At 63.5% G+C, this 25,856-nt stretch carries 27 protein-coding genes; 8 read left to right on the forward strand and 19 right to left on the reverse strand.

Going from position 1 to position 25,856, the window contains the following annotated elements; translation table 11 throughout:
• The 4 genes from FF80_RS20995 to FF80_RS11635 form a co-directional block, all read right to left on the reverse strand.
• The coding region (locus tag FF80_RS20995) for an SH3 domain-containing protein (protein WP_152558359.1) at positions 1-493 on the reverse strand (493 nt) is incomplete at its 3' end.
• A gap of 343 nt (positions 494-836) precedes the next feature.
• The gene (locus FF80_RS21000; protein ID WP_052153444.1) at positions 837-1,544 is read right to left on the reverse strand and encodes an SH3 domain-containing protein; all 708 of its coding nucleotides are present in this window, start codon (positions 1,542-1,544) and stop codon (positions 837-839) included.
• A gap of 247 nt (positions 1,545-1,791) precedes the next feature.
• On the reverse strand, positions 1,792-2,181 hold the full coding sequence (locus FF80_RS11630; RefSeq protein WP_035100506.1) for an acyl-CoA thioesterase: 390 nt from the start codon (positions 2,179-2,181) through the stop codon (positions 1,792-1,794).
• Complete coding sequence (locus FF80_RS11635; protein ID WP_035100508.1) at positions 2,171-2,776, reverse strand: thymidine kinase; 606 nt, start codon at positions 2,774-2,776, stop codon at positions 2,171-2,173. Before FF80_RS11635 ends, FF80_RS11630 begins: the two co-directional genes overlap by 11 nt.
• A gap of 373 nt (positions 2,777-3,149) precedes the next feature.
• Here FF80_RS11635 and FF80_RS11640 point away from each other — a divergent pair, with 373 nt between their 5' ends.
• Entirely contained in the window at positions 3,150-3,539 is a 390-nt protein-coding gene (locus tag FF80_RS11640; protein WP_035100509.1) for a DUF2147 domain-containing protein, read from the forward strand.
• Between the two features lie 201 nt (positions 3,540-3,740).
• Here FF80_RS11640 and FF80_RS11645 read toward each other — a convergent pair whose 3' ends face one another.
• The 3 genes from FF80_RS11645 to FF80_RS11660 all read right to left on the reverse strand — a co-directional run bounded on the left by FF80_RS11645 (position 3,741) and on the right by FF80_RS11660 (position 6,919).
• Positions 3,741-4,625, reverse strand: a complete 885-nt coding sequence (locus tag FF80_RS11645; protein WP_035100510.1) for a DMT family transporter — start codon at positions 4,623-4,625, stop codon at positions 3,741-3,743.
• A 119-nt stretch (positions 4,626-4,744) separates the two neighbouring features.
• Positions 4,745-5,968 carry an aminotransferase class V-fold PLP-dependent enzyme gene (locus FF80_RS11650; protein WP_035100513.1) on the reverse strand — a complete coding sequence of 408 codons (1,224 nt, stop codon included), beginning with the start codon at positions 5,966-5,968 and terminating at the stop codon, positions 4,745-4,747.
• Between the two features lie 327 nt (positions 5,969-6,295).
• Positions 6,296-6,919, reverse strand: coding sequence for a Spy/CpxP family protein refolding chaperone (locus FF80_RS11660; protein WP_035100517.1), 624 nt, complete (start codon positions 6,917-6,919; stop codon positions 6,296-6,298).
• Between the two features lie 124 nt (positions 6,920-7,043).
• Between FF80_RS11660 and FF80_RS11665 the strand changes: the two genes are divergently transcribed.
• On the forward strand, positions 7,044-7,436 hold the full coding sequence (locus tag FF80_RS11665; protein ID WP_035100599.1) for a GNAT family N-acetyltransferase: 393 nt from the start codon (positions 7,044-7,046) through the stop codon (positions 7,434-7,436).
• A 16-nt stretch (positions 7,437-7,452) separates the two neighbouring features.
• Here the strand turns inward: FF80_RS11665 and FF80_RS11670 are convergent, their stop codons facing one another.
• From FF80_RS11670 to FF80_RS11690, 5 genes are all read right to left on the reverse strand, one after another.
• Positions 7,453-8,856, reverse strand: coding sequence for a CehA/McbA family metallohydrolase (locus tag FF80_RS11670; protein ID WP_035100518.1), 1,404 nt, complete (start codon positions 8,854-8,856; stop codon positions 7,453-7,455).
• Positions 8,857-8,983: 127 nt separating this feature from the next.
• The gene (locus FF80_RS11675) at positions 8,984-10,096 is read right to left on the reverse strand and encodes an ABC transporter ATP-binding protein (RefSeq protein ID WP_035100521.1); all 1,113 of its coding nucleotides are present in this window, start codon (positions 10,094-10,096) and stop codon (positions 8,984-8,986) included.
• Positions 10,097-10,108: 12 nt separating this feature from the next.
• Positions 10,109-10,939: a carbohydrate ABC transporter permease gene (locus FF80_RS11680; protein WP_035100523.1), complete on the reverse strand. Its 831-nt coding sequence runs from the start codon at positions 10,937-10,939 to the stop codon at positions 10,109-10,111.
• A 3-nt stretch (positions 10,940-10,942) separates the two neighbouring features.
• Positions 10,943-11,878 (reverse strand): sugar ABC transporter permease, encoded by a 936-nt coding sequence (locus FF80_RS11685; protein ID WP_052153445.1) that lies wholly within the window; start codon positions 11,876-11,878, stop codon positions 10,943-10,945.
• Between the two features lie 212 nt (positions 11,879-12,090).
• Complete coding sequence (locus FF80_RS11690) at positions 12,091-13,440, reverse strand: extracellular solute-binding protein (RefSeq protein ID WP_035100525.1); 1,350 nt, start codon at positions 13,438-13,440, stop codon at positions 12,091-12,093.
• Between the two features lie 293 nt (positions 13,441-13,733).
• On the opposite strand from FF80_RS11690, the gene FF80_RS11695 reads away from it, so the two are divergent.
• The gene (locus FF80_RS11695; RefSeq protein WP_035100604.1) at positions 13,734-14,783 is read left to right on the forward strand and encodes a LacI family DNA-binding transcriptional regulator; all 1,050 of its coding nucleotides are present in this window, start codon (positions 13,734-13,736) and stop codon (positions 14,781-14,783) included.
• Positions 14,784-14,794: 11 nt separating this feature from the next.
• Entirely contained in the window at positions 14,795-16,711 is a 1,917-nt protein-coding gene (locus FF80_RS11700; RefSeq protein ID WP_035100528.1) for a DUF5054 domain-containing protein, read from the forward strand.
• Positions 16,712-16,947: 236 nt separating this feature from the next.
• On the opposite strand, the gene FF80_RS11705 is transcribed toward FF80_RS11700, so the two are convergent.
• From FF80_RS11705 to FF80_RS11720, 4 genes are read right to left on the reverse strand one after another with little or no spacing between them, the layout of a single operon-like run.
• Positions 16,948-17,685, reverse strand: coding sequence for an ABC transporter ATP-binding protein (locus tag FF80_RS11705; protein ID WP_035100530.1), 738 nt, complete (start codon positions 17,683-17,685; stop codon positions 16,948-16,950).
• Positions 17,682-18,527, reverse strand: coding sequence for an ABC transporter ATP-binding protein (locus FF80_RS11710; protein WP_035100532.1), 846 nt, complete (start codon positions 18,525-18,527; stop codon positions 17,682-17,684). Before FF80_RS11710 ends, FF80_RS11705 begins: the two co-directional genes overlap by 4 nt.
• The gene (locus FF80_RS11715; protein ID WP_052153449.1) at positions 18,514-19,359 is read right to left on the reverse strand and encodes an ABC transporter permease; all 846 of its coding nucleotides are present in this window, start codon (positions 19,357-19,359) and stop codon (positions 18,514-18,516) included. Before FF80_RS11715 ends, FF80_RS11710 begins: the two co-directional genes overlap by 14 nt.
• Before the next feature lie 53 nt (positions 19,360-19,412).
• Positions 19,413-20,441 carry an ABC transporter permease gene (locus tag FF80_RS11720; RefSeq protein WP_035100536.1) on the reverse strand — a complete coding sequence of 343 codons (1,029 nt, stop codon included), beginning with the start codon at positions 20,439-20,441 and terminating at the stop codon, positions 19,413-19,415.
• A gap of 242 nt (positions 20,442-20,683) precedes the next feature.
• Between FF80_RS11720 and FF80_RS11725 the strand changes: the two genes are divergently transcribed.
• The 3 genes from FF80_RS11725 (at position 20,684) to kdgD (ending at position 23,371) form a co-directional block, all read left to right on the forward strand.
• Positions 20,684-21,403 (forward strand): FadR/GntR family transcriptional regulator, encoded by a 720-nt coding sequence (locus FF80_RS11725; RefSeq protein ID WP_035100537.1) that lies wholly within the window; start codon positions 20,684-20,686, stop codon positions 21,401-21,403.
• Between the two features lie 63 nt (positions 21,404-21,466).
• On the forward strand, positions 21,467-22,441 hold the full coding sequence (locus FF80_RS11730) for a mannonate dehydratase (RefSeq protein ID WP_035100538.1): 975 nt from the start codon (positions 21,467-21,469) through the stop codon (positions 22,439-22,441).
• Between the two features lie 27 nt (positions 22,442-22,468).
• Positions 22,469-23,371: a 5-dehydro-4-deoxyglucarate dehydratase gene (gene kdgD / locus FF80_RS11735; RefSeq protein ID WP_035100540.1), complete on the forward strand. Its 903-nt coding sequence runs from the start codon at positions 22,469-22,471 to the stop codon at positions 23,369-23,371.
• A 59-nt stretch (positions 23,372-23,430) separates the two neighbouring features.
• On the opposite strand, the gene FF80_RS11740 is transcribed toward kdgD, so the two are convergent.
• From FF80_RS11740 to FF80_RS11750, 3 genes are all read right to left on the reverse strand, one after another.
• Positions 23,431-23,859, reverse strand: a complete 429-nt coding sequence (locus tag FF80_RS11740; protein WP_035100541.1) for a CBS domain-containing protein — start codon at positions 23,857-23,859, stop codon at positions 23,431-23,433.
• 150 nt (positions 23,860-24,009) lie between these two features.
• A complete protein-coding gene (locus tag FF80_RS11745) occupies positions 24,010-24,309 on the reverse strand; it encodes a hypothetical protein (RefSeq protein WP_035100544.1) in 300 nt (99 codons plus the stop codon).
• A gap of 111 nt (positions 24,310-24,420) precedes the next feature.
• Entirely contained in the window at positions 24,421-24,615 is a 195-nt protein-coding gene (locus FF80_RS11750) for a hypothetical protein (RefSeq protein WP_035100547.1), read from the reverse strand.
• Between the two features lie 207 nt (positions 24,616-24,822).
• On the opposite strand from FF80_RS11750, the gene FF80_RS11755 reads away from it, so the two are divergent.
• The gene (locus FF80_RS11755) at positions 24,823-25,854 is read left to right on the forward strand and encodes a LacI family DNA-binding transcriptional regulator (RefSeq protein WP_244445765.1); all 1,032 of its coding nucleotides are present in this window, start codon (positions 24,823-24,825) and stop codon (positions 25,852-25,854) included.
• The last annotated feature ends 2 nt before the right edge of the window (positions 25,855-25,856 follow it).

Consider the following 25,856-nt stretch of genomic DNA (forward strand, 5'->3'; position numbering starts at 1 on the left):
GATGGGCCTGGACAGCTGCGAGGCAGAATCGTTCGCCGCGCATGCGGGGGCGGTCGAAGAAGCAGACTTGGGGGTAGAAGGGGGGCGGCTGGATGAGGGGCGGGCGCGGGAGACGCGGCGGGTTGGGCTGGCCGATGCCGATGCTGATCGAGCCATCGGGACCGCCAATTGTGAAGCCGAAGGACAGGCCGGGCTGGTTCGGATTGACCGGGCGGCCGCCGGCAGTGAGGTAGCGGGCGGAAACCCAGCCATCCGGCCCTGCCTTGGCGATATAGCACCAGGAGCCCTGGCAGCGCTGGACATCTACCCGGGTGCCGGCGCGCGCCACATCGACCACGGCATAATTGGTGCCCGGTCCCTGGCGGACATTGACATTGGTGGTGATGGTGCCGGGCGCCGCCTGGGCGGCAGGCAGGAACACCACGACGGCGGCCGCTGCGACGGCAATGGCCGCAACGATCTTCAGCAGCATTCTGTTTTTATGGGATTGCATGGATGACGCTCCTCACTCAACGCCAGACAATTTTTCGCCACATTAGATCAGAAACGGGACCGGGCGTACAAAGTTCCCCGGCCACACGCTATTATGGTTGCTAAATCAATAGCCTACGGAGTGTGCGTGCGCCCTGGCCTGACCCCACGCCCCTAGGGCAATCGCCTCGGTTTTCTGACAGAGGGAGAGCCACGAGCCAGTCCCCTGTCCTTGAGGGGTGTTGAGCCTCCAGAAGCTCCATGTTGGCGGAACGCTCAGAACCCCCACCCTCAATCCCTCCCCTCAAGGGGGAGGGAGGCGGATCGGGGCTCTCGAAATTGACTCCAAGACCTGTCGGTTCAGCCTAGTAGACGTCGATGGACGAAGCCTGGCTGTCGATCTGGCCGCGCAGGCGCGGGGTGTCGGAGCGCAGCGTCACGCAGGCGCCGTATTGGAACTGATCGGAACACAGATCGACGCGGGCGCCGCCGAAGACCTCGACCGAGCGGATGGCGTCGTTCCAGCCACGGGGCAGGCTGTCCATGGTTTCCCCCTGATCGAGGCAGAAGCTGCGGCCGCGCATGTTGCGCTCGCTATAGAAGCAGGCGCCGGCATCTTCATAGACCGGAGGCTGGGGCGGACGCGGAGGCTGGGGTTGCGGGCGCGGCGGCTGCGGCCAGCCTGGATTCCAGCCGCCATTGCCGGGGCCTGGATTCCAGCCACCACCATTGCCCGGGCCGGGGCCGGGATTGCCGGGGAACCAGCCGCCACCATTGCCAGGGACGGGCTGGGGTTGCGGGCGTGGCGGTTGTATCGCCGGGCCGCCAATGGCGACATAGGCGGCAGAGACCCAGCCGGAGGCGCGGCCGTAACTCACCCGGCACCAGCCGCTGCTGTCGCATTGGGCATCGATCCGGGTGCCGGCCTGCAGCACGTCGAGTACGGCGGTCTGCTGGCTGGGACCGGAGCGCACATTGACATTGGTGGTGACGGTTGCCGGCGCGGCCAGGGCGGCACCGACCGATGCCAGGGCGGCCATGGCGGTGAAAATGGCGAGGCGGAAGGATTTCATGTGTGCTCCCCGTGGACCGCCAATCGGCGGCTGATGGCACCTAATAAACACCAGTCAGGTGAATGTGGGCTGAACGATTGGTACAGTTTGGAGCGTCAGGGTGAGGGCGCGATGCTGGGACATTGGAGATGTGGAAGCATCGCACCCCTCACCCGCCTTCTGCGCCGTCGCCCCTCGGTCGTCGCCCGAGGGCAGGCTCTCTCCCCTGAGGGGCGAGGTGAGGCGGGATCGCGGCTAGCCTGTGCTCTTACGAAGGTTCGATGCGGCGCTTCTGGCCGTCTTCGCCGAGCGAGACATAGACAAAGCGGCCTTCGGTGACCTTGACGCGATCATCGAGCCGGTTGCGGCGGGCCCAGGCTTCCAGACCCACGGTGATCGAGGTGTTTCCGACGCGCTCGATAGTGGTGTAGACGCACAGGATATCGCCCACCTTGACCGGGGCGATGAAGGTCATGGCTTCGACGGCGACGGTGACGACACGGCCCTGGGCGCGCTCGACGGCGGCGATGGCGCCGGCAATATCCATCTGGCTCATCACCCAGCCGCCGAAAATATCACCGGCAGGGTTGGTGTCGGCGGGCATGGCCAGGGTGCGGATGGTGAGCGCACCCTTGGGGTCGGTGGTGTCAGTGATCATGTTCGGGTCCTTTCACGGGCCAGCGGCCAACCGCTTCTTCCCAATGCTTGCGGCAGAGGGAAATATAGACCGATTTCTCGATCGAAACCTGCTCGCCATCGGTCAGCACGCGGCCGGTTGTATCCTGGCGCACGACCATGGTGGCCTTGGCGCCGCATTCGCAGATGGTGCGGATTTCGCGCAGCACATCGGCAATGGCGAGGAGTTGGCTGGATCCGGGAAACAGCTTGCCGCGGAAATCGGTGCGCAGGCCAAAGCACATGACCGGAATCTTGAGGCGATCGGCGACGCGGGCGAGCTGCCAGACCTGGTCTGGCGTGAGGAATTGCGCTTCGTCGACAAAGACGCAATCGACCTTGGCTTCGTCCATATGGTCGCGCACGGCCTGGTAGAGATCGTCTTTGGATGAATAGAGTTCGGCCGGTTCGGCAATGCCGATGCGTGAGCTGATCAGGCCGACGCCGTCCTCGGCATAAAGCGCGGAGGTATAGAGCAGCGGGCGCATGCCGCGCTCGCGGTAATTATAGGCGGCCTGCAACAGAAGCGTGGATTTGCCCGCATTCATTGCCGCGTAGGAGAAGTAAAGTTTGGCCATGCGGGTGCGGGACTCTGGGGTTTTGCGCAGGGTATTTCATCAAGCCAATAGACCGGAATGGGCAAGGCTAGAAGCCTCGCCGGCGGCGTTCAACAGTTCATTGCGGCGGCGCCAAAAAAGAGGCCGCCACGAGGGCGGCCGAAATGCCGATCTGATCGGCGGAGCCGGGGTTGGCGGCCGGGCTCCAAAAGGCCGGGCGCGACGTTGGGGACGTGGGGCGCGGCAGTCCGGGCTGCATGGGGATCGCCGGGACAAGGCAGAGGCTAGCGGGCTTCTGTGACGCGGGCGTGACATGGATATTCAGGCCGAGTTCAGTTTGCGAAGGGCAGGATGGCTTCCTATGTTCCGGCAAGTCAGCATCTGGAGAATTGGCATGAAGGCAATGGTTCGCGCTTTGGCTGCATTGGGTTTTGCCGCGGCGGCGACGCTGCCGGCGCTGGCGTCGCCGGAAGGTGTTTGGGAGGTCGAGAGCCGTGACTCGCGCTACAAGGTGACCCTGTGTGGCGACGGCACCCAGCTGTGTGGCGAGCTGATCTGGCTGGGCAATGGGGGCGATAGCCCCGAGAACCTGCCCTATCTCAATACGTTGCTGATCGACCATGCGCCGCAGATCAAGCCCAATCAGTGGAAGGGCGATCTGCACCTTTATGGGCACACGGCCAGCGGCACGATTACCCAGGTGAGCGAAGACCAGATTTCGCTGCAGGGATGCTTCATGCTGGTGGTGTGCAGGACCTATCAGATGCACCGGTATGGTGATTAGGGGCTTGGCATTCGAACTTTTTGACGATCTTGCCAAGTTCTCCCAAACTCCCCTCCATCGTCATTGCCCGGCTTGTCCGGGCAATCCATTGCCGCTGTGGGCGCAGAGAGATGGATCACCCGGACAAGCCGGGTGATGACGATGAAAGGAGGAATCGCGCAAGCGGGAAGTCCCCAGAGGGGGGTGTGGGAACTGCGTGCCCTAACCCCGCCGCTTTGCCCAGAGGGGCGGCACGGTTTCGACCAGGACGATGGCAAGGAAAATCAGCGCGGCGCCTAGATAGCCGATGGGCGGTAGGCGTTCGCCCAGGATGAGGGCGCCGCCCAGCGCCGCGAAAAGGCTTTCGGCGGAGAGGATGATCGCGGCATTGGCGGCGGGCAGATATTGCTGGGCGATGGCCTGGCCGGTGAAGGCGATTGCCGTCGAGAAGCAGGCCGAATAGGCGATTTCGATCCAGCCATTGCTGATGCTGGCCAGATCCGGCGCTTCGATCGGTACGGCCAGCACGGCCGAGACAATGCCCACGCTGAGGAAGGTGATCACCGAGAGCAGGATGGGCAGGCCGGTGGCGGTGGCCAGGTGCCCCAGCAGCAGGACGTGTAGCGCCCAGAACACGGCGCAGGCGATGACGAGGGCGTCGCCGAGGTTGAAGCTGTCGAAATTGCCCCCATTGAGCAGGTAAATGCCGAGCAGTGCTATGGGCGCACAGAACCAGATGATGGGATGCGGCACGATGCGGGCAGCGAGCAGGCCGATGACCGGGACGAAGAAGACGTAGAGCCCGGTGAGGAACCCCGAATTGGTCACCGTGGTCAGCACCAGCCCATATTGCTGCAGGGTCGATCCGGCGAAGAAGACTGCGCACATGAGGGCGACGAGCTGCCATTGGCGCGCGGTGGGGCGGCTGGCAGTGCGGCGGAGTTCGCGCAAGGCGAGCGGGGCAATGAGCAGGCCGCCGATGATGAAGCGGGTGCCCGAAAAGGTCAGCGGACCCATGGCATCCATGGCCGACTTTTGTGCCACGAAGGCGAGGCCCCAGAGCATGGTGCAGAAGAGGAGCGTCAGGGCGGCGAGGGGGCGGGACATGAATTACCGGATTTGCAACAGACCTCATCCTGAGCTTGTCGAAGGACGAGGTCGTGACTGGATGGTGCCACGACCTCGTGGTTCGACAGGCTCACCATGAGGTCTACTGGGAGGAAAGCTCAGGGCAGCTCCGCGTCCAGCGCGGCAATCAGCTGGGCAACTTCTTCGGGCGTGGTGTAGTGCACGAAGGAGAGGCGGAGGACGCCGTGATTGGGGTCCACGCCCATAGCCTCGAGCAGGCGCACGGCGTAGAAATTGCCGCCGCTGGCCATCACGCCATGCTTGGCGAGGCGGGCGGCGACGGTGGCGCCGGGTTCGGACAGGATCAGCGAGACGGTGGGGGCGCGGCTTTCGGCGTCGCCGGGACCGACAAGGCGGACATTGTTCTTGCCGCGCAGGTAATCGAGTAGCGGCTGAACCAGGGCGATTTCCTGGTTCCGCATGGCCTTGCGGGCGCGGGCGAAGGGATTGCCAGTGCCGCCGGCAATGTCAGCGACGGTTTCGAAATAGTCCGCAATGGCGCCGACGGCAGCGATCTGGGCGTGGTCGGGACCGGCGGGGGTCAGGCGATAGCGCAGCTTGGCGTCGTTGAAATAGTGGCCCTGATTGGGCAGTTCCAACGCCAGGGACGGGCGGATGGCCATGACGCCAAGATGGGGGCCATAAACCTTGTAGGCGGAGAATAGGTAGATATCGGCGCCCAATTCATTGAGGTCAGGCAGGCCGTGGGGCGCGTAGCTGACGCCATCGATGGCGGTGACGGCGCCGGCGGCATGGGCGCGGGCCGAGATTTCGGCGATGGGGTTGATCTCGCCGACAATGTTGGAGCAATGCGGGGCGGCGACGAGACGCACCTTGGCGTCGAGGATGGCATCGAGGCCGGAGAGATTGAGGCGGCCGGTTTGCGGATCGACGCGCCATTCGCGCACTTCGATGCCGCGCGCGGCGAGGCGCCGCCAATTGCCGGTATTGGCTTCGTGATCCTGATTGGTGACAATGATGGCGTCGCCGGGCTTGAGCCAGGCGCCAAAGGCATTGGCCAGCACATAGGTATTGGCGGAGGTGGAGGGGCCGAAATGGATCCAGTCGGGATCGACATTGAAGGCCTGGGCGATGCGCTCATAACTGCGGTCCATGGCTTGGCCCGCCGCGATGGAGGCGGGGTAGACGCCATAGGGCTGCACTTTGGTCGTGCGGTAGAAATGCTCGAGCGTATCGAGCACGGGCCGGGCCGTGTAGGAGCCGCCGGCATTTTCGAAGAAGGCCTGGCCCGCAAGGGAGGGTTCGGAAAGAGAAGGGAAATGCGCCCGAATGCGGGCCGGATCGAGAGGCAGGGCGGTCATCTATATATCCAAAGAGGTGCCCCAGATTGGTAGTGGATGATTGGACAAAAGCAAACCCCGGCCGTTTGCGGGCCGGGGTTTGTGCGCGCCTCCTGGTGAGGGTTAGGCCAGGAGCCACGCATGGGACGGCGCCACCACAGGAGGTATAGGCGGCGCCGAAAGGAAATGGGGGCAGGGGAGTTGCTTCCCTTCGCCCTCCAGGGGGGAGGGATGCAATGCTGGGGCATAGCGAATGCGGTCGCATCGCACCCCTCACCCGACGGCTTTGCCGCCGACCTCTCCCCTGAGGGGCGAGGTGAGAAGGGCATTGGCTAACAGCCGGTCAGACTAGCCGTTGGTGGGCGCGGGCTGGGCCGGCTGGGCCGGACCATCCTGGCCGGGGCGGCCCCAATTGGGACGCTCGCCGCGCTCGGGCGCCAGGGCCTGCTGCTGCTCGGGGGTGAGGCTATCGAAGAAGGCGGTGACGGAGGGCTTGATGGCTTCAAGCGCCGCCAGATGGGCCGAGGTGATGGCAATGCGGGCGTCGAGCCGGGCTGCGACATCGGGCTTTTCCGCATCGGTTGCGGGGCGGGCGGCCTGGGCGGCGGTGGCGAAGTCATCGGCGGCGGCCAGCACGGCGGTTTTCATGGCATCGAACAGGGGCTGCTGCTCGGCGGTGAGGTCGATGCGGTGGCTGAGCCGGACCAGGCCGATTTCGGCCGCTTCGGCACCGCGCTCGAAATTGAAGAAGCCGCCGCCATGGCGCAGCTCCATGCGGCGCATTCCGCCTTCGGGGAACTGACCTTTATGCTGGAAGCGATTGTGGCCGGGGCCGGGCTTTTGCACATCGGCGGCGGCAGGAGCAGTGGGGGCCGCCACGCCTGTTTCCTGGGCGAAGCTGGGGGCAAGGGAGGTGAAGCCGAGGGCGGCGGTCAGCAGTGCCACGATGGCGGGCTTGGAGATCGTCTTCATGGGAGCAAGTCCTTTTGCATGGGACCGGTTCGTCCGGTATCGAAAGGACCATAGGGGAGGCGAACTGTTCGCGACCTTGCGGGCGGATGAAGACTTGGTCAGGTTGGTAAGGAAGGGAGGCGGCATGGTGGAATTGGTGAATGATCCATTTCCCGATCTGGCGGCACTGAACGGGCTATGGCGCAGCGCCTGGGGTGGGCCCGTGGCGGGGGGCTATGAGCGCGTATTGGAGCGGAGCCTGGCCCATGTCGGGGCCTATGAGGCGGGCGTACTGGTGGGGTTTGTCAATGTGGCGTGGGACGGGGGCGTGCATGCTTTCGTACTCGATACGTGTGTGCATGCGGGGCATCAGCGCAAGGGGATTGCGACGGGATTGGTGCGGCGGGCGGCGGAGCTGGCGCGGGCACGAGGCGCGGAATGGCTGCATGTGGATTTTGAACCGCAGCTGGCGGGGTTTTATCGCGGGTGTGGGTTTGCGGCGAGTGCGGCGGGGGTGATGCGGTTGAGTGCAGAATGACGCACTCGCCTTCTTCTTAGCGCGTCAGATAGATCGGATTGCTGAGCGCTCGCCTTATCGGCTGGTGGGCCAGGTCGCTTTCCCTTAGCCCCCATGGCAGGCCGGGGCCATCGAGGGCGCTGGTGAAGTCGGCAATCAGGCGCTCGCGGCTGGCGTCGGCGATGATTTCGGCGCGGATGAAGGTTTTGGCGCCGGACAAGGCCAGCTCGGTTTCCCAATCGTCACTGGGGATAGTGGTTTCGGCCAGGGGGCCTTGGGCGTCGATCCAGACGAGGCGGTCGCCGATGGCACCGCGGACGGTCGCGGTGGCTTTGGCCGCGCCATTGACCGTTGCGCCCATGGGCTGGCCATCGACGGTGATGGACAGATGGGGCCCCGTGGGGCTTTCGGTGATGTAGCCGTGGCCGGCCTGCATGGCGGCGAGAACGGCGTCTTCGGAGAGTTCGTCCAGCCAGAGCACTGTGGTGGGGCGGGCGAGGACCAGCGGACCTTCGGGCATGAGGCGATCGGGCTGGTGATAGTCCGAGCCGCCAATGGCGGAGATGCGCAAGCCGGCGGCGAGGCGGCGCTGGTAGCGCTCGAGGGAAATCCAGTTCCAGGCCAGCCAGGTGGATTGCCAGACTTCCATGCAGTCGATCTCGGGCAGCTCGTAATCCCAGGGGATGGTGGGCTTGTCGTGGTTGATCGAGAGCAGGCCGCCTTTTTCATGCACCAACTGGGCCAAAGTGTGCGCGTCGGAAGGCTGGGTCATGCGGAAATCGATCCAGTCATCGACGCCAAAGACATTGGCGTGGCCGACTGCCGTGGTGATTTCCACGGCGCGCACGAAAACCAGGTCGGGGCTGGAATTGGGGTGGAAATAGCGGCGCTGGGTGATGGTGTTGTGGTCGGCAATGGCGAGGAAATCGAGGCCGGCCTGTTTGGCGGCGGCGTGGAGCAGTTCGGGGCTGCCCTTGGCGTCGGAATGGTAGGTGTGGCAGTGCAGGTCGCCCTTGTACCAGCCGGGTTGGCGACGGATGGGGAAGGTGCGGGCGGGCTGGGGCGCCAGGCGCCGGGCGGCGCTGTCGAGAGTGATGGTGACTATGGCCTCGGCGCCCGTTTCGGGGATTTTGTAGAGACCCAGAATGACGTTCCAACGGCCGGGCGGGATATCGCCGTGGATATAGCCGGGGGTGGCGTCGTCCGTGGCGATGAAGAAATGGTCGCGCGCGCCGCCGCTCCAGCCGCGGAAACCGTGTTCGGTGGGGTAGCCGGTGTCGCGCGGGTCGAAGGCGCCCAGGTCGATGATGCAGTCTTCGGCCTTGGGATAGGCAAGGGTGACGTCAATGCGGGTGGTGCCGGCTGGGACGTCGAAGGGGATGTAGAAATAGGGGTTGGCGGACTGGTCGGCGCGGGTGATGGCGGTGGTGATCGTGGTCATGACTTGGATCGATATTTTGCCGCCTCCGCTTGAGGCCGTCGCATATGGAACTTCAGGGCTCTATCGTCCCCTCTCCCCTGAGGGGCGAGGTGAGCCTCCGCCGGCATGGAGTTTGTGGAGGGTATGCTCACAGCGGCTGTTCCCTGTCGGCGGGGATGCGGGCGCCGGTGCTGTCGAAGAGGTGGATGTGCTCGGGGGAGAAACCCAGTGTGACGGCGTCGGTCAGCGCGATGTGGTCATCGGTGAAGATGCGGGCGGTGAGGCGGGAGGCGTCGGGGCGCTCGATGGTGACGAGGCTTTCGGGGCCCATGTTTTCGTTGGCGAAGAGGGTGCCGGAAATGGCGTTACCGGTGCCCGGTTCGGCAATGGCGAGGTGTTCGGGGCGGATGCCCAGGGTGAGGCTTTTACTATTGGCGAGGGCGGCGGCGATGCCGGAGGACATGGGGAGGGGCGATAGGGTCAGGCCATCGGCCTTGAGCTGCAATTGGCCGTCGCCATGGGTTGCTTCCACGGGCACCAGGTTCATCGGTGGATTGCCGACGAAATTGGCGACGAAGGTGGTGGCCGGGCGGCGGTAGATTTCGATGGGCGGGGCATATTGCACGATGCGGCCCTGATCCATCACGGCGATGCGGGTGGCGAGCGCCATGGCTTCGGCCTGGTCGTGGGTGACGTAAACAGCGGTCATGCCCATGTCGCGCTGCAGGTGATTGAGGAAGCCGCGGGCTTCCAGCCGCAGCTTGGCGTCGAGATTGGAAAGCGGTTCATCGAACAGATAGACGCGGGAGGGATAGACCAGCGCGCGGGCCAGCGAAGTGCGCTGCTGCTGGCCGCCGGAAATCTGGCTCGGCAGGCGATCCATCAGATGGCCGATCTTGAGGACATCGGCCACTTCCCTGGCGCGGCCGTGGCGCTTCTGGACGGGCTCGCCCCGCACCTTGAGCGGATAGGCGATATTGTCGGCCAGGTTCATATGCGGATAGAGCGCATAATCCTGGAACACCATGGAAATCTGGCGGTCCTTGGGGTGCAGATTGGTGACGTCGTCGCCTCCGATCAGCACCTGGCCATGGCTGGGGGTTTCAAGGCCTGCAATCATGCGCAGGCTGGTGGTCTTGCCGCAGCCGGAGGGGCCGAGCAGGCACACGAATTCACCATCGCCAATGGCAAAGCTGACATCGGAAACGGCGTTGAAGCTGCCGAAGGTCTTGGTGACGTGTCTGAATTCGACTGAAGCCATGAAATGGGGGCCCTAGGCTTTGATGCCGCCGAAGAACCGGAAGCCAAACTTCCAGCTGACGAACAGGTAGAGAATGATGACGGGGAGCGAATAGATCAGCGAATAGGCCGCCAGCAGGGTGACGGTGGGCGTGCCGGCTTCCGAATAGAAGGAATAGATGGCCACCGAAGCCGGCATCAGCTTGTCGCTGCGCAAGAGGATGAAGGGGATGAGGAAGCTGCCCCAGATATTGACGAAGGCCCAGACGACGACGACCACAATGCCCGGGCGGATCACCGGCAGGGCGACATCGAAAAACGCCTGGACGGGGGAGGCGCCGGCGACCATGGCGCTTTCCTCGTAGGATTTGGGGATGGAGTCGATGAAGTCGCGCAGGATGAACATGGCGGTGGGCAGCAGCCCGCCGGCAAAGGTGAGGATGACGGCCAGATGGCTATCGATCAGCCCCATGGCCGAGACGATGAGGAAGATCGGCACCATGGCGGCCGAGCCCGACACGACCGAGGAAAACAGCAGCAGGATATAGGTGACGGCGCCCTTGCCGGGGATGGATGAGCGGCTGAGGGCATAGGCGGCGAGCGTTGCTGCGGCGCCCACGAGGATGACGCCGCCAATGGACTGGATCAGGCTGTTCCATAGCGCCTGCATGGCGAAGTTGTTCTGGAACACGGTCATGAAATTGGACAGCGTCCAGGGATCGGGCACGGTGATGCCCAGCTCGGCCCGTGCGTTGAACGGAGCGAAGATGAACCAGATCAGCGGCAGCGCGAAAATGGCCCCGAGCAGTGCGGCGAGGGCGGAAAAGGCGATGCGGCCGGCAAAGGCGGGGAAGGTGAGTTTCATGGCTTACACCCGCTTCTTGCGGCCGATGGTGAGGTAGATCAGCGCGAAGGCCAGATTGACCAGCATGATGATGACGCCGACGGCGGCGCCCTTGCCGAATTCGAAATCGCGGAAGGCCACCCGGTAATTGTAAATCGAGAGCAATTCAGTGCGGTAGGAGGGGCCGCCATTGGTGAGCAGGAACGGGGTAAAGGTGTTGAAGGTCCACATGGTGATCAGGATCAGATCGGTCACCACATGGCCCCGGATGAGGGGGAGGGCGATATCCTTGAACTTTTGCCAGGAAGAGGCTCCGGCCACATCGGCCGCCTGGAAATAGCTGGGCGGAATCGAGGAAAAGGCCGAGTTGAACAGCATCATGGAGAAGGCGGCGCCGCGCCAGGTATTGAACACCACGATGACCCAGAAGGGCTGCTGCAGCAGGAAATCGCCCCTGGGCAGGCCCACGCTGGTGAGCATGGCATTGAGCGTGCCCTGGTCGCGATCGAGAAAGGCGAACCAGGCAAAGCCGATCACCACTTCGGGCAGGATCCAGGCGGCGATGACGAAGGTTTCGGTGAGGCGCTTGATCCAGGGTGGCACGGTCTGGATCAGCCAGGCGAGCAGCAGGCCGAGCAGGGCCTGGCCGATCAGCGCCGAGGCCAGCACGAATTGGGTGGTGAGGATAAGCGAGAAGCCGAACTGGCCGCGCTGGAAGAAATTGGAGGGGTCGAACAGCGCGAAGTAATTGGCGAGGCCCACAAATTCGGGATTGAGCGCGGTGCGGCCGAGCAGGGTGCGATTGGTGAAGGATACGAAGATCACCCAGAAAAAGGGGATGATCACGAAGAGGGCCACGAGCAGGCCGGCCGGGGTGAGGAAGACGGCGCCGGCGCGGTTGGACAGCAGGGCGAAGCGGCGGGCGGGTTTCGGTACTGGTGTGGTTGGTTCAGCTGTCATGCCGTTTTCCTGATCTCGTCCAGTATTCGGTGCCGTTCCGGCGCAGGCCGGAATCCATGCTGTGTTCCCTCCTCCAGCTGGATGGCGTGGATGGCCTTCAGCATGGATCCCGGCCTGCGCCGGGATGACGTTGTGGGGAGGGGAGTGCGGTGCCTCTCCCAACACCCGATGTCCCGTGGGACATCGGGCGGTCCTGGGGGGAACCTCTTGCGTCAGAGCAGGCTGACGGTGTTTTCTTCGCCCACGATGCGGATGACTGCGTCGCGATATTGGGCCATGGCGTCTTCGGGGGAGAGCTCGCCCGAGACCACGCTTTCGGTCATGCGCTGGATTTCGGCGGAGACCGCGTTGTAGTCGGGATCGTTCGGCCGCGCGGTGGTGATGGGCAGCAATTCCTGGCTGGTCTGGGTCAGGAAGGGACTGTTGGGGATCGCCACGTCAGTGCGCGCGGTGATGCGCGGCTGGATCGCCTGGAAGGCATCGAGCTGGGCCGGCTCGTTCATGAAAGAGAGGAAAGCCCAGGCTTCCTTGGGTGCGTCAGTGGCCGGATTAAGCACATAGCCCGTGCCGCCCGAAATGGTGACGAAATCCTGACCGCGAATGCCCTTGCCGGGTTCCTCGGCGGGAATCTTCACCCAGCCCATGACCTTGTCGCGGTCGGGGACGGCAAATTCGGAGCCTTCGGGGGTGACCGAGCGGTAGAAATAATCGCCCTCGAACAGCAGGGCCGTGACGCCATCGCGGAAATTGGCGAAGGAACGGTTGCGGCCATCGGCCAGCAATTGGGCGCGGGCATCGCCGAGCTGCTCGTCGACGTAGATGGTCTTGTAGAGATTGAGGGTATCCAAAATGCCCTGGCTGCCCACGATCCATTTGCCATCCGCATCGAGAACGGATTCGCCCGTGCCCAGCAGCGCCAGCCAATAGCCCTGCATGGTGGTGGCTTCGCCCATGGCGACGCCGGCATTGAGCTGGATGGGGAAGCTGTCGGGCTTGACCTTCTTGATAGCGCGGGCGGCGTCGAGAATGTCGGCCCAGGAGGTGGGCTGCCAGGTCTCGGCGTCGATGCCGGCCTCGGTCAGCATGTCCTTGCGGGTGTAGAGCATGCGCACATCGGTGCCGACCGGGATGCCGTAATATTGGTCTTCGTAGAGCATCAGGGCGCGCGAGCCTTCCGACAGGGCGGCCCACCCGGACCAGTCATCGACTTCGGGGCCGGCGACTTCGTTGAGAGGCTTGAGCAGGCCGCCTTCGACGAAGCTGGGGATCAGGAAGCCGTCGAACGCGGTGACGTCGGGGCCCGCGCCGGTCGAGAAATCGAGCGCCAATTGCTGGGTCAGCTGGGCGTCCTCGCCGCCAAACTGGTTCAGCGTCACGTTGATATCGGGATTGGCGGCCTCGAAGGCGGGGATGACGCTGTTCTGGATCCACTCGGCGGTGCCGCTGTTGACGCCGCCAATGACGCAGCGGCAGGTGATCTCGAGGTCGACGGCGAAAGCCGGACCGGCCATTGCAGTAGCGCCGACAAGGCCAAAGGCCAGGGCGCGCAGACGATTGCTCATCGCAAAACCTCCCATGTATGGCTCCGGATTGGTCCGGTAGCCGGTATTGGCTCGCGGTTCCGGGCTGGGCCCGAAAGACGCGAACCCATGAACAATGAACACGTTTTCACGACTCGTCAATGCGCGGCGCAACGAGGGTCAAAACGTGCCGGGGCATGGTGGCCATGTTTTGCAAAGGTTGCATGACAGATCATGTGGATTTCGATTGCGCGGCGAAAAAGCCCATGCTTGACAGTGCGGCGGACGAAAGCCAGTGTTTTGAACACGATTTCATAAATGTGCGGGAGGATTGCTTGAGCGAGACCGGGGCGCCTGCGCGGGAACGTGCGACGGCACAGATGGTGGCGGAGCGGGCCAAGGTGTCGCGCGTGGCGGTGTCGCGGGCGTTCAATCCGCATACCTCGCTCAAACCGGAGAAGCGCGCGCTGATCCTGCGCATCGCGCAGGAACTGAATTACACGCCGGACCGGGCGGCGCGGGCGCTGGTCAGCGGGCGTTCGCACCTGGTGGGCGTGATCGTGCCCGATGTGTGCAGCCCCTGGGAAAGCCAGGAAATCGACGCGCTGACCACGGCCCTGCAGAATGAGGGCTTTGCCACCCTGCTGTTCAAGACGCAGACCGATATGAGCATGGATGAGACGCTGCTGACCTATATGAAGGGGTTCAATCCAGACGCGGTCATTGCGTTTGTCGAGAATATCCCGCCGGCGACACTGGCGCGGGTGCTCGACCGGGCGGTGCCGATCTATGTGCATTATCCGCTGGAGGGGCAGCCTGAAACGGGCGTGCTGGTCTCGGATAAAACGCTGCATGACCGGCTCAATATCATGCAGCGCAATGGTATCGAGCAGGCAGTGGCGCTGCTACAGGGCTATGGCGCGCGGCGGATTGCCTATCTGTCGGGCCTGCCGCGATCGCTGGCGAGCGTGGCGCGGGAACAGACCTTGCGCGCGGTGATGGCCGATCGCGGGCTGGCTGAGCCGATCGTTTTCCCGGGCGATTTTACCTATGACACGGCCTATGCCGCGACCATCGATCTGTTCCGGGTGGGGCAGGGGGCGGATGCGGTTTTTGCCGCCAATGACGTGGGCGCCTTCGGGGTGATTGATGCGCTGCGGCACGAATTCGGGCTGCGCGTGCCGCAAGATGTCAAGGTCGTCGGCTTCGACGATATCGAGCAATCGCACTGGAAAAGCTACAGCCTGACCACGGTCAAGATCGACCTCGGCGAACGCGTGCGGGCGCTGGTGCGGCTGATCCTGCGGCGGCTCAACGATCCCGGCGCGCCCGCCTTTGTCGAGACTTTGCAAACAAGGCTGGTCGTGCGCGGCACTGTGGGCTGATCGGAATTTTCATGAATACCAAGCGTATCCATCTGGTCTTCAAGACCCATCTCGATATCGGCTTTACCGACCACGCGGCCAAGGTGCGGCGCCAATATCATGAGCAGTTCATTCCGCAGGCCATTGCAACCGGCGAGCATTTTCATGCCGAGAACGCGGAGCGGCCGGCGTTCATCTGGACGACGGGGGCCTGGCTGATCTGGGACCATCTCAATAGCCAGGGGCCAGAGCGGGTCAAGCGGCTGGAGCGGGCTATCGAGCGGGGGCTGATTGCCTGGCACGCTCTGCCGTTCACGACGCATACCGAGCTGATGTCGCCTTCGGTTTTCCGGGCGGGGCTGAGCTATGCGCGAGAGCTGGACGAGCGTTTTGGTAAGACTACAATTGCGGCCAAGATGACGGATGTGCCGGGGCATACTTTGGGCATGGTGCCGTTGCTGGTTGAGGCGGGGGTCAAATTCCTGCATCTGGGAGTGAATACGGCCAGTCCGGTGCCCACTGTGCCGCCGATCTTCCGCTGGCAGGCGCCGGATGGATCCGAAATCGTGGTCATGTATCAGGCGTCCTATGGGGAGACGGATTTCCCGGCGGGCGCCGATATCGGGCTGAGTTTTGCCCATACCAACGACAATATCGGGCCCCAAAGCGTGGGGCAGACGGTCGAGGCGGTGCGGGCGCTGGGGCATGCCCAGCCCGATGCGGAGATCGTGGCGTCGACGCTGGACACTTTCGCGGCGGCGATGTGGGAGCGGCGCGACAGCTTTCCCGCGGTGACCAAGGAGATCGGCGATAGCTGGATCCATGGGGTGGGGAGCGATCCCGCCAAAGTTGCGCGGTTCCGGGCGTTGCAGCGGCTTTATGATGAGTTTGAGGCCGAGCTGACGCCGGAGCGGCTGGCCTTTGGGCGTGGGCTCGCCATGGTGGCCGAACACACCTGGGGCGTCGATATCAAGACCTATCTGCGGGATGACAGGGCATGGGACCGGCCGGCCTTCGAGGCGGCGCGGCAGAGCGATTATCGCTTTGCCTATGCCGAGCAATCCTGGGCCGAGCAGCGGGGCTATCTCGATGCGGCGGTCGCAGCTTTGGGGCAGGAGGATCGTGCCTTGGCTGAGGCCGCGGTGCGGGAGCCGGAGGTGGTGGGGGCGCTGACTGCGGGGCATCAATTGAGCGATGGCGGTTGGGTGGTGACGCTTGACCCGGTGATGGGCGATGTCGCGCGGATTGTGTCGCCAGCGGGTGTCGTCATCGAGGGTGTTGATAGTTCGCTACTGGGCTATCGCTATGAAAGCTATGACTGGACCGAGTTGCAGCGGCATCTGGATAGCTATCTGCAGCATCGGCTGGAATGGGCCGTGCTCGATCATGACAAGCCGGGGCTGGCGCGAGCCAGGACGGCCGTGACGCAGAGCTTTGTGCCGGTTCTCAAAGGCATTGCCGGTCGGAGTGCGGTGGGCGAAATGCCGGGGCTGGCGCATGAGACGCTGGGGGCGCCGCGGCAGATTGAATTGACGATCAGGGCGCTGGATGCGCGGCAGCTGGAGATTTCGGCGGTGCTGCGCGACAAGCCGGCCAATCGTATGCCGGAGGCCAGTTTCCTATCCTTCACACCCGGCAATGCAACTGGCTGGGCTTTGTGCAAGATGGGGTTGTGGCAGGCGAGCGACGCCATTGTCGAGCGCGGCGGCGGGCAATTGCAGGCCGTCGAGGCGGTGCGGGCGGTGATTGGCGATGTGCCGGTGAGCGTGGGCCTGCTCGATAGCGCGCTGGTGGCACCGGCCGGGGCGGATTTCATGCCGTTTCAGCTGGGGCGGCCGGATTTTTCCGGGGGCTTTCGCGTCAACGTTCACAATAATAAGTGGGGGACCAATTTCCCCATGTGGTGTGAGGGGACGATTGTGAGCCGGTTGGTGCTGGCGGTGGGGTAGGGCGGCTGGCCCCATCAATCGACATTCAGGTCTGTGGGACCGTCCCGCGATATTTGTGCGATCGCCCCCTCTCCCTTGGGGGAGAGGTGGGGTGAGGGGGCCTTTTCTTGGTGCGGAGCCAAGGAAGGCCCCCTCACCCGGCCCAAACGGGCCGACCTCTCCCCCAAGGGAGAGGTGAAGCGGCGGTCCTAGCCCTCCCCTCAAGGGGGAGGGGACTGGATCGGGGCTCGCTGCCTTTACAGGAAACTCGCCTCGAACAGTGTCTTGGAATAGGGCTGGGTAATCTCGCCGCCGCGGAAGGCGTCGGGGGTGAGTTCATCCACGAACATACCCTCCTTCATCACCAGCACGCGGTCGCACATATGGGCGATGACCGAGAGGTCGTGGCTGACCAGTACATAGGTCAGTTGCCGCTCTTCGCGCAGATCGCTCAGCAGGTTGAGCACTTCGGCCTGCACCGAGACGTCGAGCGCGGAGGTGGGTTCGTCCAGCAGCAGGATCTGCGGCGCCAGCATCAGGGCCCGCGCGATAGCGACGCGCTGGCGTTGGCCACCGGACAATTCATGGGGAAACCGTTCGGCAAAAGCGGCCGGCAGACCCACGCGCTCCAGGGCTGGGACGACGCGATCCCAGCCTTCGCCGCGCTTCATCGCGCGCAAAGGTTCGGCCAGCACCCGCTCGATGCGATGGCGTGGATGGATCGAGCCATAGGGGTCCTGAAACACCATCTGGGCCAGCTCGAACTGTTCCTTGGTGCGCTCCTTGGCAACATCCTGCCCGGCCAGCGCGATGCGGCCGGTCCAGTGCCGGTCGAGCCCGGCCAGCGAGCGCAGCACGGTGGATTTGCCGCAGCCGGATTCGCCCACAATGCCCAGCGTTTCGCCCTTGGCGACCTTGAACGACACCGATTTGACGACCTGCTTGCGATCGTCGCCCTTGCCGAAGGCGACTTCCAGGTTTTCGACTTCGATCATGGCCGCGCCTCCGCTGCGTCGATTGCCTTGCGGTCGAGCACCTGCAGGCGCTTTACCGGATGGCGGGGATCGGGCATGGCCGCGATCAGGCCCTTGGTATAGGGGTGGCTGGCGTCTTCCAGCCGGGTCAGGCTTTCCACCACATGGCCCTTGTACATGACCAGGATGCGCTGGCAGAACGCGGCGACCATACGGATATCATGGCTGATCAGCACCAGGCCCGAATTGTTCTCGGTGACCAATTCGTCGAGCAGCTTGAGGACATCGCCGCGGACGCTGACATCGAGCGCCGAGGTCGGCTCGTCCGCAATCACCACAGCCGGCTTGGCCAGCAGCATCATGGCGATCATCACGCGCTGGCCCATGCCGCCCGAAATCTGGTGCGGATAAAGCCGCATCGTGCGTTCGACATCGGCAATGCGGACGCGCTCGAGCATGGCGGAAGCCGTGGCATAGGCCTCGCGCTTGCCCAGGCCCAGGTGCAGCCTGGCGGCCTCGGCCACCTGCTTGCCCACCGAGAGCACCGGGTTCAGCGAATAGCGCGGATCCTGCATGATCAGCGCCATTTTGTGGCCGCGCAGCTTGCGCATATGGGCTTCGTTGAGTCCGAGCAGGGGTGTGCCTTCAAAGTCGAGCCGTTCGGCCTCGACCCTGGCCGAATTGGGCAGCAGCCGCATGATGGCGCGGCCGACGGTGGACTTGCCCGAACCAGACTCCCCCACAATGCCCAGCCGTTCGGCGCCCAGCTCAAAGCTCACGTCGCGCACGGCCAGAACCTGGCTTTGCGCAAACCGCACCGAGAGCTTGCTGACGCTGAGAATGGTCTGATCAGGAGCGGACATGGCGCGGATCCAGCAGGTCACGGAGGGCATCGCCCACCAGATTGAAGGCAAGGCTGGTGATGAGAATGGCCAGGCCGGGCATCACCGCGACCCACCAATAATCCAGCATGAATTTGCGGCCGTTCGAAATCATCGCGCCCCATTCCGGCGCCGGCGGCTGGGCGCCCAGACCCAGAAAGCCCAAAGCCGCAGCGGTCAGGATAATGCCGGCCATATTGAGCGTCAGCCGCACCACCACCGAGGGAATGCACATCGGGGCGATATAGAGGAACAGGACGCGCAGGGGCGAAGCGCCATAGAGCCGGGCGGCCGCCACATAATCGGTATTGCGCACGACCAGCGCCTCGGCCCGTGCCAGGCGCGCGATCGGTGGCCAGCCCGTCAGCGAAATGGCGATGATCGCGGTTTGCAGCCCGGCGCCCATGGCGGCGGCAAAGGCCAGCGCCAGGATCAGCGAGGGGAAGGACAGCACGATATCGGTGGCGCGCATCAGGATGGCATCGGTACGGCCGCCGACAAAGCCGGCCACCACGCCCACGATCAGCCCGACCGGGCCGACGATCAGCGTTACTGCCAGCACGGTCTGGATGGTGATGCGGGTGCCATGGATCAGGCGCGACAGGATATCGCGGCCGAATTCATCGGTGCCCGCCCAATGCGTCCAGCTCGGCGCCTGCAAGGCATTGGGCAGGTTTTGCGCGGTGGGGCTATAGGGGGCAATCCAGGGCGCAAAGATCGCGATGACGATCAATAGCGCCAAGACGATAAAGCCCAGCATGCCCAGCGGTTCACGCGACAGTTTGGAGAGGCTGAGCCGCACGGTGGTCGTCATGCGGCCAAACAGGCGGCCAAAGCCGCCACGCCCGGGAAGGGTCTCGACATTACTCATGAGGTCGCCTCGCGGGTACGGGGATCAAGGAAGACATAGGCGAGGTCCGCAACGAAATTGAGCAGCATGAAGATGAGGCCGATAATGAGCGTCGAGGCCAGCACGGCATTCATGTCGCCGATCATCAGCGCATTGGTCATGTATTGGCCGATGCCGGGCCAGGAGAAGACGATCTCGGTGACTACGGCGCCTTCCAGCAGCCCGCCATAGGAAATGGCGAGAATGGTCACCAGCTGCACCGAAATATTGGGCAGGATATGCCCGATCACGATGCCGGCCGAGGACACGCCCTTGGCGCGCGCTGCCGTGACATAATCCTGGTTGAGCTGTTCCAGCGTGAAGCTGCGCGTCATGCGGGTAATGTAGGCCATGGCCGAATAGGCCAGGATGCAGGCCGGCAGGATGATGTGGCTGATCGCGTTCCAGAACACCTCCATGTCTCCGGCCAGGAGGCTATCGACTAGCAGCAACCCCGTGCGCGGCTCGACCAGGCCTTCGAGATAAATGTCGACACGGCCCGGGCCACCGACCCAGGAGAGGCCTGCATAGAAGATGACGAGGCCGACAATGCCGAACCAGAAGACGGGAATGGAATGGCCGACCAGCGAGACGACGCGGGCGATCTGGTCGACCAGCGTGTCGCGGTACAACGCTGCCGCCATGCCGAGCGGCACGCCGACCACGGTGGAGATGATCACCGCCAGCGTCGCCAGTTCCAGCGTGGCGGGGAAGGCCGAGGCCAGGTCCTGCGTCACCGGATTGCCGGTGAGGATGGCGGTGCCCATGTCGCCATGCAGCAGCGAGGTCACATAGATCCAGAATTGCTGATAGAGCGGCAGATCGAGCCCCAGCCGCTGGCGCATGGCTTCGAACGCAGCCGGATCGGCCAGTTCGCCGACAATGGCGCCAACCGGATCGGTGGGCAGCACGCGGCCGATCACGAAGGTGACCAGCAGCAGGATGAACAGGCTGACCAGCAATTGCACGAAGCGCTGGCCCAGTTCCTTGAAGTTGAATTCTTTCATGTCGGCCGCTCTGTTTCAGATGGCATGCGGCTTGGCGATTGTGCCAGGCGCGACCGTCGGATGTGGAAATACCGATTGGGCAGCGTCCACGCCCAATCGAATCGAAAACAGTTCCATTTTTCCTCCGGCATTGCTACCTTTGGCGCTAAGACGTCATTGGTATCTCGTCATATGACTTACTTTATGTGATGATGGCTGGCAAGCCGGTTGGAATCACGGCCCGATGATGCCGAGGGGGATAGATGAGTAGCGACAGCAAGAGCCCGATCCGCCGCCGCCAGCGACTGGCCCAGGCTGTCATCGATGCCTTGCGCGACCGCATCGTCACCGGCGATCTCAGCGTCGGGGCCCAGCTTCCCACCGAAATCCAGCTCGAACTCGAATTCGGCGTCAGTCGCACCGTGGTGCGCGAGGCGATTGCCGAATTGCGCGCCGCCGGGCTCGTTACCCCCGTGCAGGGCAAGGGCATATTCGTGGCCGAACCGCAGGGCGACCGCAGCCAGGTCCACCTGACGCCCGGCGAGATCAAGAGCATTCCCGAAACCCTGGAACTGCTGGAATTCCGCCTCGCCATCGAGGTCGAATCCGCCGCTATCTCGGCCTATCGCCGCTCTCCCCAGCAAGAAGAAGCGATTCGCGACGCCAACCAGCATATGATTGCCAATATCGAGGCCGGCGCGCCGACGGTGGATGCCGATTTCGCCTTCCACCTGGCCATCGCGCGGGCCACCAACAATCACTACTACAGCGAATCGCTGGCCCGCTTCGGCCCCCGCTCGATCCCGCGCAGCCAGTTCCCGACGTTGCCCGACGCTAGGGATGTAGACTATTTGACCGGCGTCATTGCCGAGCATGGCCGGATCATCGACGCCATCGCGGACCAGGACCCCGAGGGCGCCCGCGCCGCCATGCGCGAACATCTGCTCAACAGCCAGAAGCGCTATCGCCGGCTGGCGCGCTAATCGCTCGACAGACTTCAAAATTCATATTATGTCATACCTCGTTGATTGAACGAGGGGTATGTCATGTATGTAGGAACTCAGCTCGCCGCCCGTGATGACGATGACTATCGCGTCTGGGCGCAGCTTGGCATCAAGCACATCTGCGCCGATCCCGAAACCAAGCTCGGCACCTGGACGCTCGATGATCTCAAGCGCCTGCGCGACAAGGTCGAGAGTTTCGATCTGATCCTGGACATGATCCAGCTGCCGCTGCCCTCGAGCCCGATCGAGACGGCGACCTATCCCGATATTCTGCTGGCCGGGCCGGAGCGCGACCGCCAGCTCGATGCCATTTGCCAATTGATCGAAAACCTGGCGATCGCCGGTATTCCCGCCGCCAAATATAATCTCAACCTGATCGGCATTCCGCGCACACCGGACGAATTGGGTCGCGGCGGCTCGCTCAATGCCTCGTTCCGCTGGGACAAGACCGACCAGAACGCCGCGCCGGGCCTGGCCGGTGTGCTTTCGGAAGAAGAAAACTGGGAGCGGATCGACTATTTCCTTTCCCGCGTCGTGCCGGTCGCCGAGGCCAACAGGATCCGCCTCGCCTGCCACCCGCATGATCCCTATACCCCGCCCGGCTACAAGGGCGTCACCCGCGTACTCGGCACGGTGGAGGGGCTCAAGAAGTTCGTCACCATGCATGAGAGCCCCTATCACGGCCTCAATTTCTGCCAGGGCACGGTGGGCGAAATGCTCGACAATCCGCGCGCGGAAATCGAAGACGTGATCCGCTGGTTCGGCAGCCGGAACAAGATTTTCAACCTGCATTTCCGCAATATCCGCGGCCACAAGCTGTCCTTCATGGAAACCTTCCCCGATGAAGGCGACATGGACATGGCCGCCTCGCTCAAGGTCTACAAGGAAGTGGGCTACCAATACATGGTCATGCCCGACCACGTTCCCACCATTGCCGGCCGCGATCCGCAAGGCGTCGCCTTTGCCTATTGCTATGGCTACACCGCCGCGCTGCTGCAGGCGCTCGACACCTATTAATTTCCTGATTTAGAGGATCCCTTTTCCATGACCCCCAGCGAACTCAAGGTAGCGCTCGGCAGCGGCCTGCTCTCCTTCCCCGTGACCACCTTCAATGCCGATCTGAGCATCGACGAGGAGGCCTATCGCACCCATATCGATTGGCTGGATGGGTTTGGTGCCGCCGTGCTGTTCGCCCCGGGGGGCACGGGTGAGCTGTTCTCGCTGACCCCGGCCGAAGTCGCCCATATCACCCGGATTGCCAAGACCACGGCGGGCAAGACGCCAATCCTGGGCGGCGCGGCCTATGGCACGGCCATGGCTGTCGAAATGGCCAAGGCCGCTGAAGCTGCCGGCGCCGATGGCGTGCTGCTGCTGCCACCTTATCTGATGTTCTCTGAGCAGGAGGGCCTGGTCGCCCACGTCAAGGCGATCTGCGATGCTGTCGGCATCGGCGTCGTGGTCTATAACCGCGACAATATCGTGCTCACCGCCGATAGCCTGCAAAAGCTATGCGACCAATGCCCCAACCTGATCGGCTTCAAGGACGGCTATGGCGAAGTCGACCGCGTGATCGAAATCACCACCAAGCTGGGTGATCGCCTGACCTATATCGGCGGCATGCCGACGCACGAACTCTACGCCACGGCCTATTTCGCCGCCGGCGTCACCACCTATTCCTCGGCCGTGTTCAACTTCGTCCCAGAACTGGCGCAGCGCTTCTACACCGCGCTGCGGGCCGGCGACACCAAGACGACCGACGCCATTCTCAAGGATTTCTTCTTCCCGCTGACCGTGCTGCGCAACCGCCGCAAGGGTTATGCCGTCTCGATCATCAAGGCGGGCCTGGAAGTGCGCGGCCGCAAAGCCGGCCCCGTGCGTCCGCCGCTGGTCGATCTGACCGGGGATGAAATGGCCCAGCTCAAGGCGCTGGTCGACGCGAATATCTGATAAGCCGCGATGTGCCTCCCTCCTAGCAAGGGGGAGGGAGGCCCGATCTGCCGGCTAGTTCATGATGCGATATATTCCCGCAATTCCTCGGCTTCGCGTTCGATCTGCTCGATCTTGAGCTTGACCACGTCGCCGATCGAGACGATGCCGATCAGTGTCTTGCCTTCGGTGACCGGCATATGGCGGACGCGCGAAAGCGTCATGCGCTCCATGATGTCGTCGATATGGGCCTGGCGGCTGGTGGTGTGGACCGAGCGGGTCATGCATTCGGCAATGGTGAGGCTCAATGCCGAAGCTGCGCCTTCGCCCAGGCGGCGCACGACGTCGCGTTCTGACAGAATACCGGCAATGGTGCCGTCCTTATGCGTGATGACGACCGCACCGATATTGTGCGCGTTGAGCATGGCGACAGCGTCGGCGAGCGTGCCCGTTTCGGGCAGGGTGTAAACCAGAGCACCCTTGTTCTGCAGTATCGTATCAACCAGCATGGTTCAGTCCTCCTCGATAAGGAGTGTGATCCTGCTGACCGGGGAGGGCAATAGTCGGTTGGTCGAACATCGTGCAATGAAAAAGGACCGGCGCAAGGCCGGTCCAGTCTGATTTGGTCAGGAACTTTGGGAGATCAGGTAGGCTTGAAGTCAGCCTTCGCCGCGGCCCGGGGACCAGTAGCGGCGCGCCGTGCGATGAGCAGGGGCCTCCACAGGGAGATTGCCGCGCAGGGCAATGCGGCCGGCTTCGTAGAGGATCGCAAACAGCAGAATGGTCAGCGGCACCATGAAGGCCGCGATTTGCGGGTCAACCTGGTGGGCCAGGCTCGCCGCGCTTGCCGGTGTGACGCCAGCAACCAGGGCACCAGATGCGCCGAGGGCCAGGGCGGCCGACGAGGCGATGGCATAGAGCTTGAGACTTTTCCGCTTGGGGGACGCAGATTTGTGCATGGGATCGACGTCGTATGTTCGTTGCGATCATCCCATAAAGCCATGCGAATGCGGTTCGAGTTGGGACCGAATGCGACCCGTGGCGTACCATTTGGCGGCAGAAGTGTGGCGTTACCCGGCGGTGTGCGCGGAATTTCCATGGCCGCGATGCCGCAGATTATCCAGGGCGCGGGCCGCCAGGGCGATGATCTGGCGCAGGGGAATGACAATGCCACCGCGTGGCTGGGTGACGAGCGCAACCTCCGGCTCCGCGGCTTCCCAATGCTGATGATAGACTTGCTTGAACATATAGCTGGCAGGGATCATTTGAACCTCCTGAGGCGAATGAACGAATTGAACCGATTCAATTCGCCGGCATGGGAATGCGTTGAACCGGTTCAAATCTAAGTCTTTGTGCTAGGGGGAGTCAAGCAAAAATTGAACCGATCCAAAATTGATGCTAGTCAATGAAATAACCACTGAAAGGCGGGGCTTTTGGCCAAGCAGGGTCCGGAAAAAATCAGGCTGAGGGACGTGGCCAAGGCGGCCGGCGTGTCGCAGGGCACCGCGTCCAATGTGTTCAGCCGTCCCGAAATCGTGCGCGAGGAAGTGCGCGAGCGTGTGCATGCCGTGGCCAAGGAACTGGGATATGGCGGCCCCAGCATTACCGGGCGCCTGCTGCGGGCGGGCAAGGTCAATGCGGTGGGCGTCGCCGCCATCGAGCCGCTCAGTTATTTTTTCGAGGACCTGTGGGCCCGCCAGTTGATGGCCGAGATTTCCGATATCTGCGATGGGCGCGGAGCGGGTGTGGCGCTGATATCGGCACGAAGCGACGAGCGGCTGGATTGGAATGTGCAATCGGCGCTGGTGGATGGTTTCATCCTGCTTTGCGTCGAGGGCGGGGAACGGCTGGTCGATATCACGCGGCAACGCCAATTGCCCTATGTGGCGCTGGCGATCGGGGCGGAGGATCAATCGGTCCCGGCCATTGGCGTCGATAATTTCAACGGCGCGCGCCTCGCGGCCGAGCATATGCTGGGCTTGGGACATCGCCGCTTTGCGATCCTGTCGACAATGCTGAGCGATGGTCACTTCGGAAAGGCCGACGAGGCACTGGTGCGGCAGGCCTGGTATTCCACCTCGCGCGACCGGGCGCTGGGCTATTGGCAGGCGCTGCAGGAAGCCGGGATGGATCCGCAATCGGTGCCGATCTATGGCACGCTGGAGGACGAGACCAGCACCCATGCGGCTATGGCGCAGATATTTGCTGCCCCCGAGCCTCCAACCGCCATCCTCGCCATGTCCGACAAGATCGCCATGTATGCCGTCGATTGGCTGTTCCGCTCGGGCCGGGATGTGCCCGGCGATGTATCGGTGATCGGCTTTGATGGCGTGCCTGAGGCCGCGGTCGCCACGCCCAAGCTGACCACCATGGCCCAGCCGATGCACGAGATTGCGCGGCTGGCGGTGGATGCAGCATTGGGCGAAACCCAGGTCGAGGGCCGGCGGGTCTTGTCGACGGAGTTGGTCGTGCGGGAGTCCACGGCGCCGCCACCGGCGAAATAAGC

Source organism: Devosia sp. LC5, assembly GCF_000735585.1.
Lineage (GTDB): Bacteria > Pseudomonadota > Alphaproteobacteria > Rhizobiales > Devosiaceae > Devosia.

What these genes read in the sequence shown, in the direction of transcription:
- FF80_RS21000 (WP_052153444.1), bottom strand. Translation starts at nt 1,544, where the DNA reads ATGAAATCCTTCCGCCTCGCCATTTTCACCGCCATGGCCGCCCTGGCA.
- FF80_RS11630 (WP_035100506.1), bottom strand. Translation starts at nt 2,181, where the DNA reads ATGATCACTGACACCACCGACCCCAAGGGTGCGCTCACCATCCGCACC.
- FF80_RS11635 (WP_035100508.1), bottom strand. Translation starts at nt 2,776, where the DNA reads ATGGCCAAACTTTACTTCTCCTACGCGGCAATGAATGCGGGCAAATCC.
- FF80_RS11640 (WP_035100509.1), top strand. Translation starts at nt 3,150, where the DNA reads ATGAAGGCAATGGTTCGCGCTTTGGCTGCATTGGGTTTTGCCGCGGCG.
- FF80_RS11645 (WP_035100510.1), bottom strand. Translation starts at nt 4,625, where the DNA reads ATGTCCCGCCCCCTCGCCGCCCTGACGCTCCTCTTCTGCACCATGCTC.
- FF80_RS11650 (WP_035100513.1), bottom strand. Translation starts at nt 5,968, where the DNA reads ATGACCGCCCTGCCTCTCGATCCGGCCCGCATTCGGGCGCATTTCCCT.
- FF80_RS11660 (WP_035100517.1), bottom strand. Translation starts at nt 6,919, where the DNA reads ATGAAGACGATCTCCAAGCCCGCCATCGTGGCACTGCTGACCGCCGCC.
- FF80_RS11665 (WP_035100599.1), top strand. Translation starts at nt 7,044, where the DNA reads ATGGTGGAATTGGTGAATGATCCATTTCCCGATCTGGCGGCACTGAAC.
- FF80_RS11670 (WP_035100518.1), bottom strand. Translation starts at nt 8,856, where the DNA reads ATGACCACGATCACCACCGCCATCACCCGCGCCGACCAGTCCGCCAAC.
- FF80_RS11675 (WP_035100521.1), bottom strand. Translation starts at nt 10,096, where the DNA reads ATGGCTTCAGTCGAATTCAGACACGTCACCAAGACCTTCGGCAGCTTC.
- FF80_RS11680 (WP_035100523.1), bottom strand. Translation starts at nt 10,939, where the DNA reads ATGAAACTCACCTTCCCCGCCTTTGCCGGCCGCATCGCCTTTTCCGCC.
- FF80_RS11685 (WP_052153445.1), bottom strand. Translation starts at nt 11,878, where the DNA reads ATGACAGCTGAACCAACCACACCAGTACCGAAACCCGCCCGCCGCTTC.
- FF80_RS11690 (WP_035100525.1), bottom strand. Translation starts at nt 13,440, where the DNA reads ATGAGCAATCGTCTGCGCGCCCTGGCCTTTGGCCTTGTCGGCGCTACT.
- FF80_RS11700 (WP_035100528.1), top strand. Translation starts at nt 14,795, where the DNA reads ATGAATACCAAGCGTATCCATCTGGTCTTCAAGACCCATCTCGATATC.
- FF80_RS11705 (WP_035100530.1), bottom strand. Translation starts at nt 17,685, where the DNA reads ATGATCGAAGTCGAAAACCTGGAAGTCGCCTTCGGCAAGGGCGACGAT.
- FF80_RS11710 (WP_035100532.1), bottom strand. Translation starts at nt 18,527, where the DNA reads ATGTCCGCTCCTGATCAGACCATTCTCAGCGTCAGCAAGCTCTCGGTG.
- FF80_RS11715 (WP_052153449.1), bottom strand. Translation starts at nt 19,359, where the DNA reads ATGACGACCACCGTGCGGCTCAGCCTCTCCAAACTGTCGCGTGAACCG.
- FF80_RS11720 (WP_035100536.1), bottom strand. Translation starts at nt 20,441, where the DNA reads ATGAAAGAATTCAACTTCAAGGAACTGGGCCAGCGCTTCGTGCAATTG.
- FF80_RS11725 (WP_035100537.1), top strand. Translation starts at nt 20,684, where the DNA reads ATGAGTAGCGACAGCAAGAGCCCGATCCGCCGCCGCCAGCGACTGGCC.
- FF80_RS11730 (WP_035100538.1), top strand. Translation starts at nt 21,467, where the DNA reads ATGTATGTAGGAACTCAGCTCGCCGCCCGTGATGACGATGACTATCGC.
- kdgD (WP_035100540.1), top strand. Translation starts at nt 22,469, where the DNA reads ATGACCCCCAGCGAACTCAAGGTAGCGCTCGGCAGCGGCCTGCTCTCC.
- FF80_RS11740 (WP_035100541.1), bottom strand. Translation starts at nt 23,859, where the DNA reads ATGCTGGTTGATACGATACTGCAGAACAAGGGTGCTCTGGTTTACACC.
- FF80_RS11745 (WP_035100544.1), bottom strand. Translation starts at nt 24,309, where the DNA reads ATGCACAAATCTGCGTCCCCCAAGCGGAAAAGTCTCAAGCTCTATGCC.
- FF80_RS11750 (WP_035100547.1), bottom strand. Translation starts at nt 24,615, where the DNA reads ATGATCCCTGCCAGCTATATGTTCAAGCAAGTCTATCATCAGCATTGG.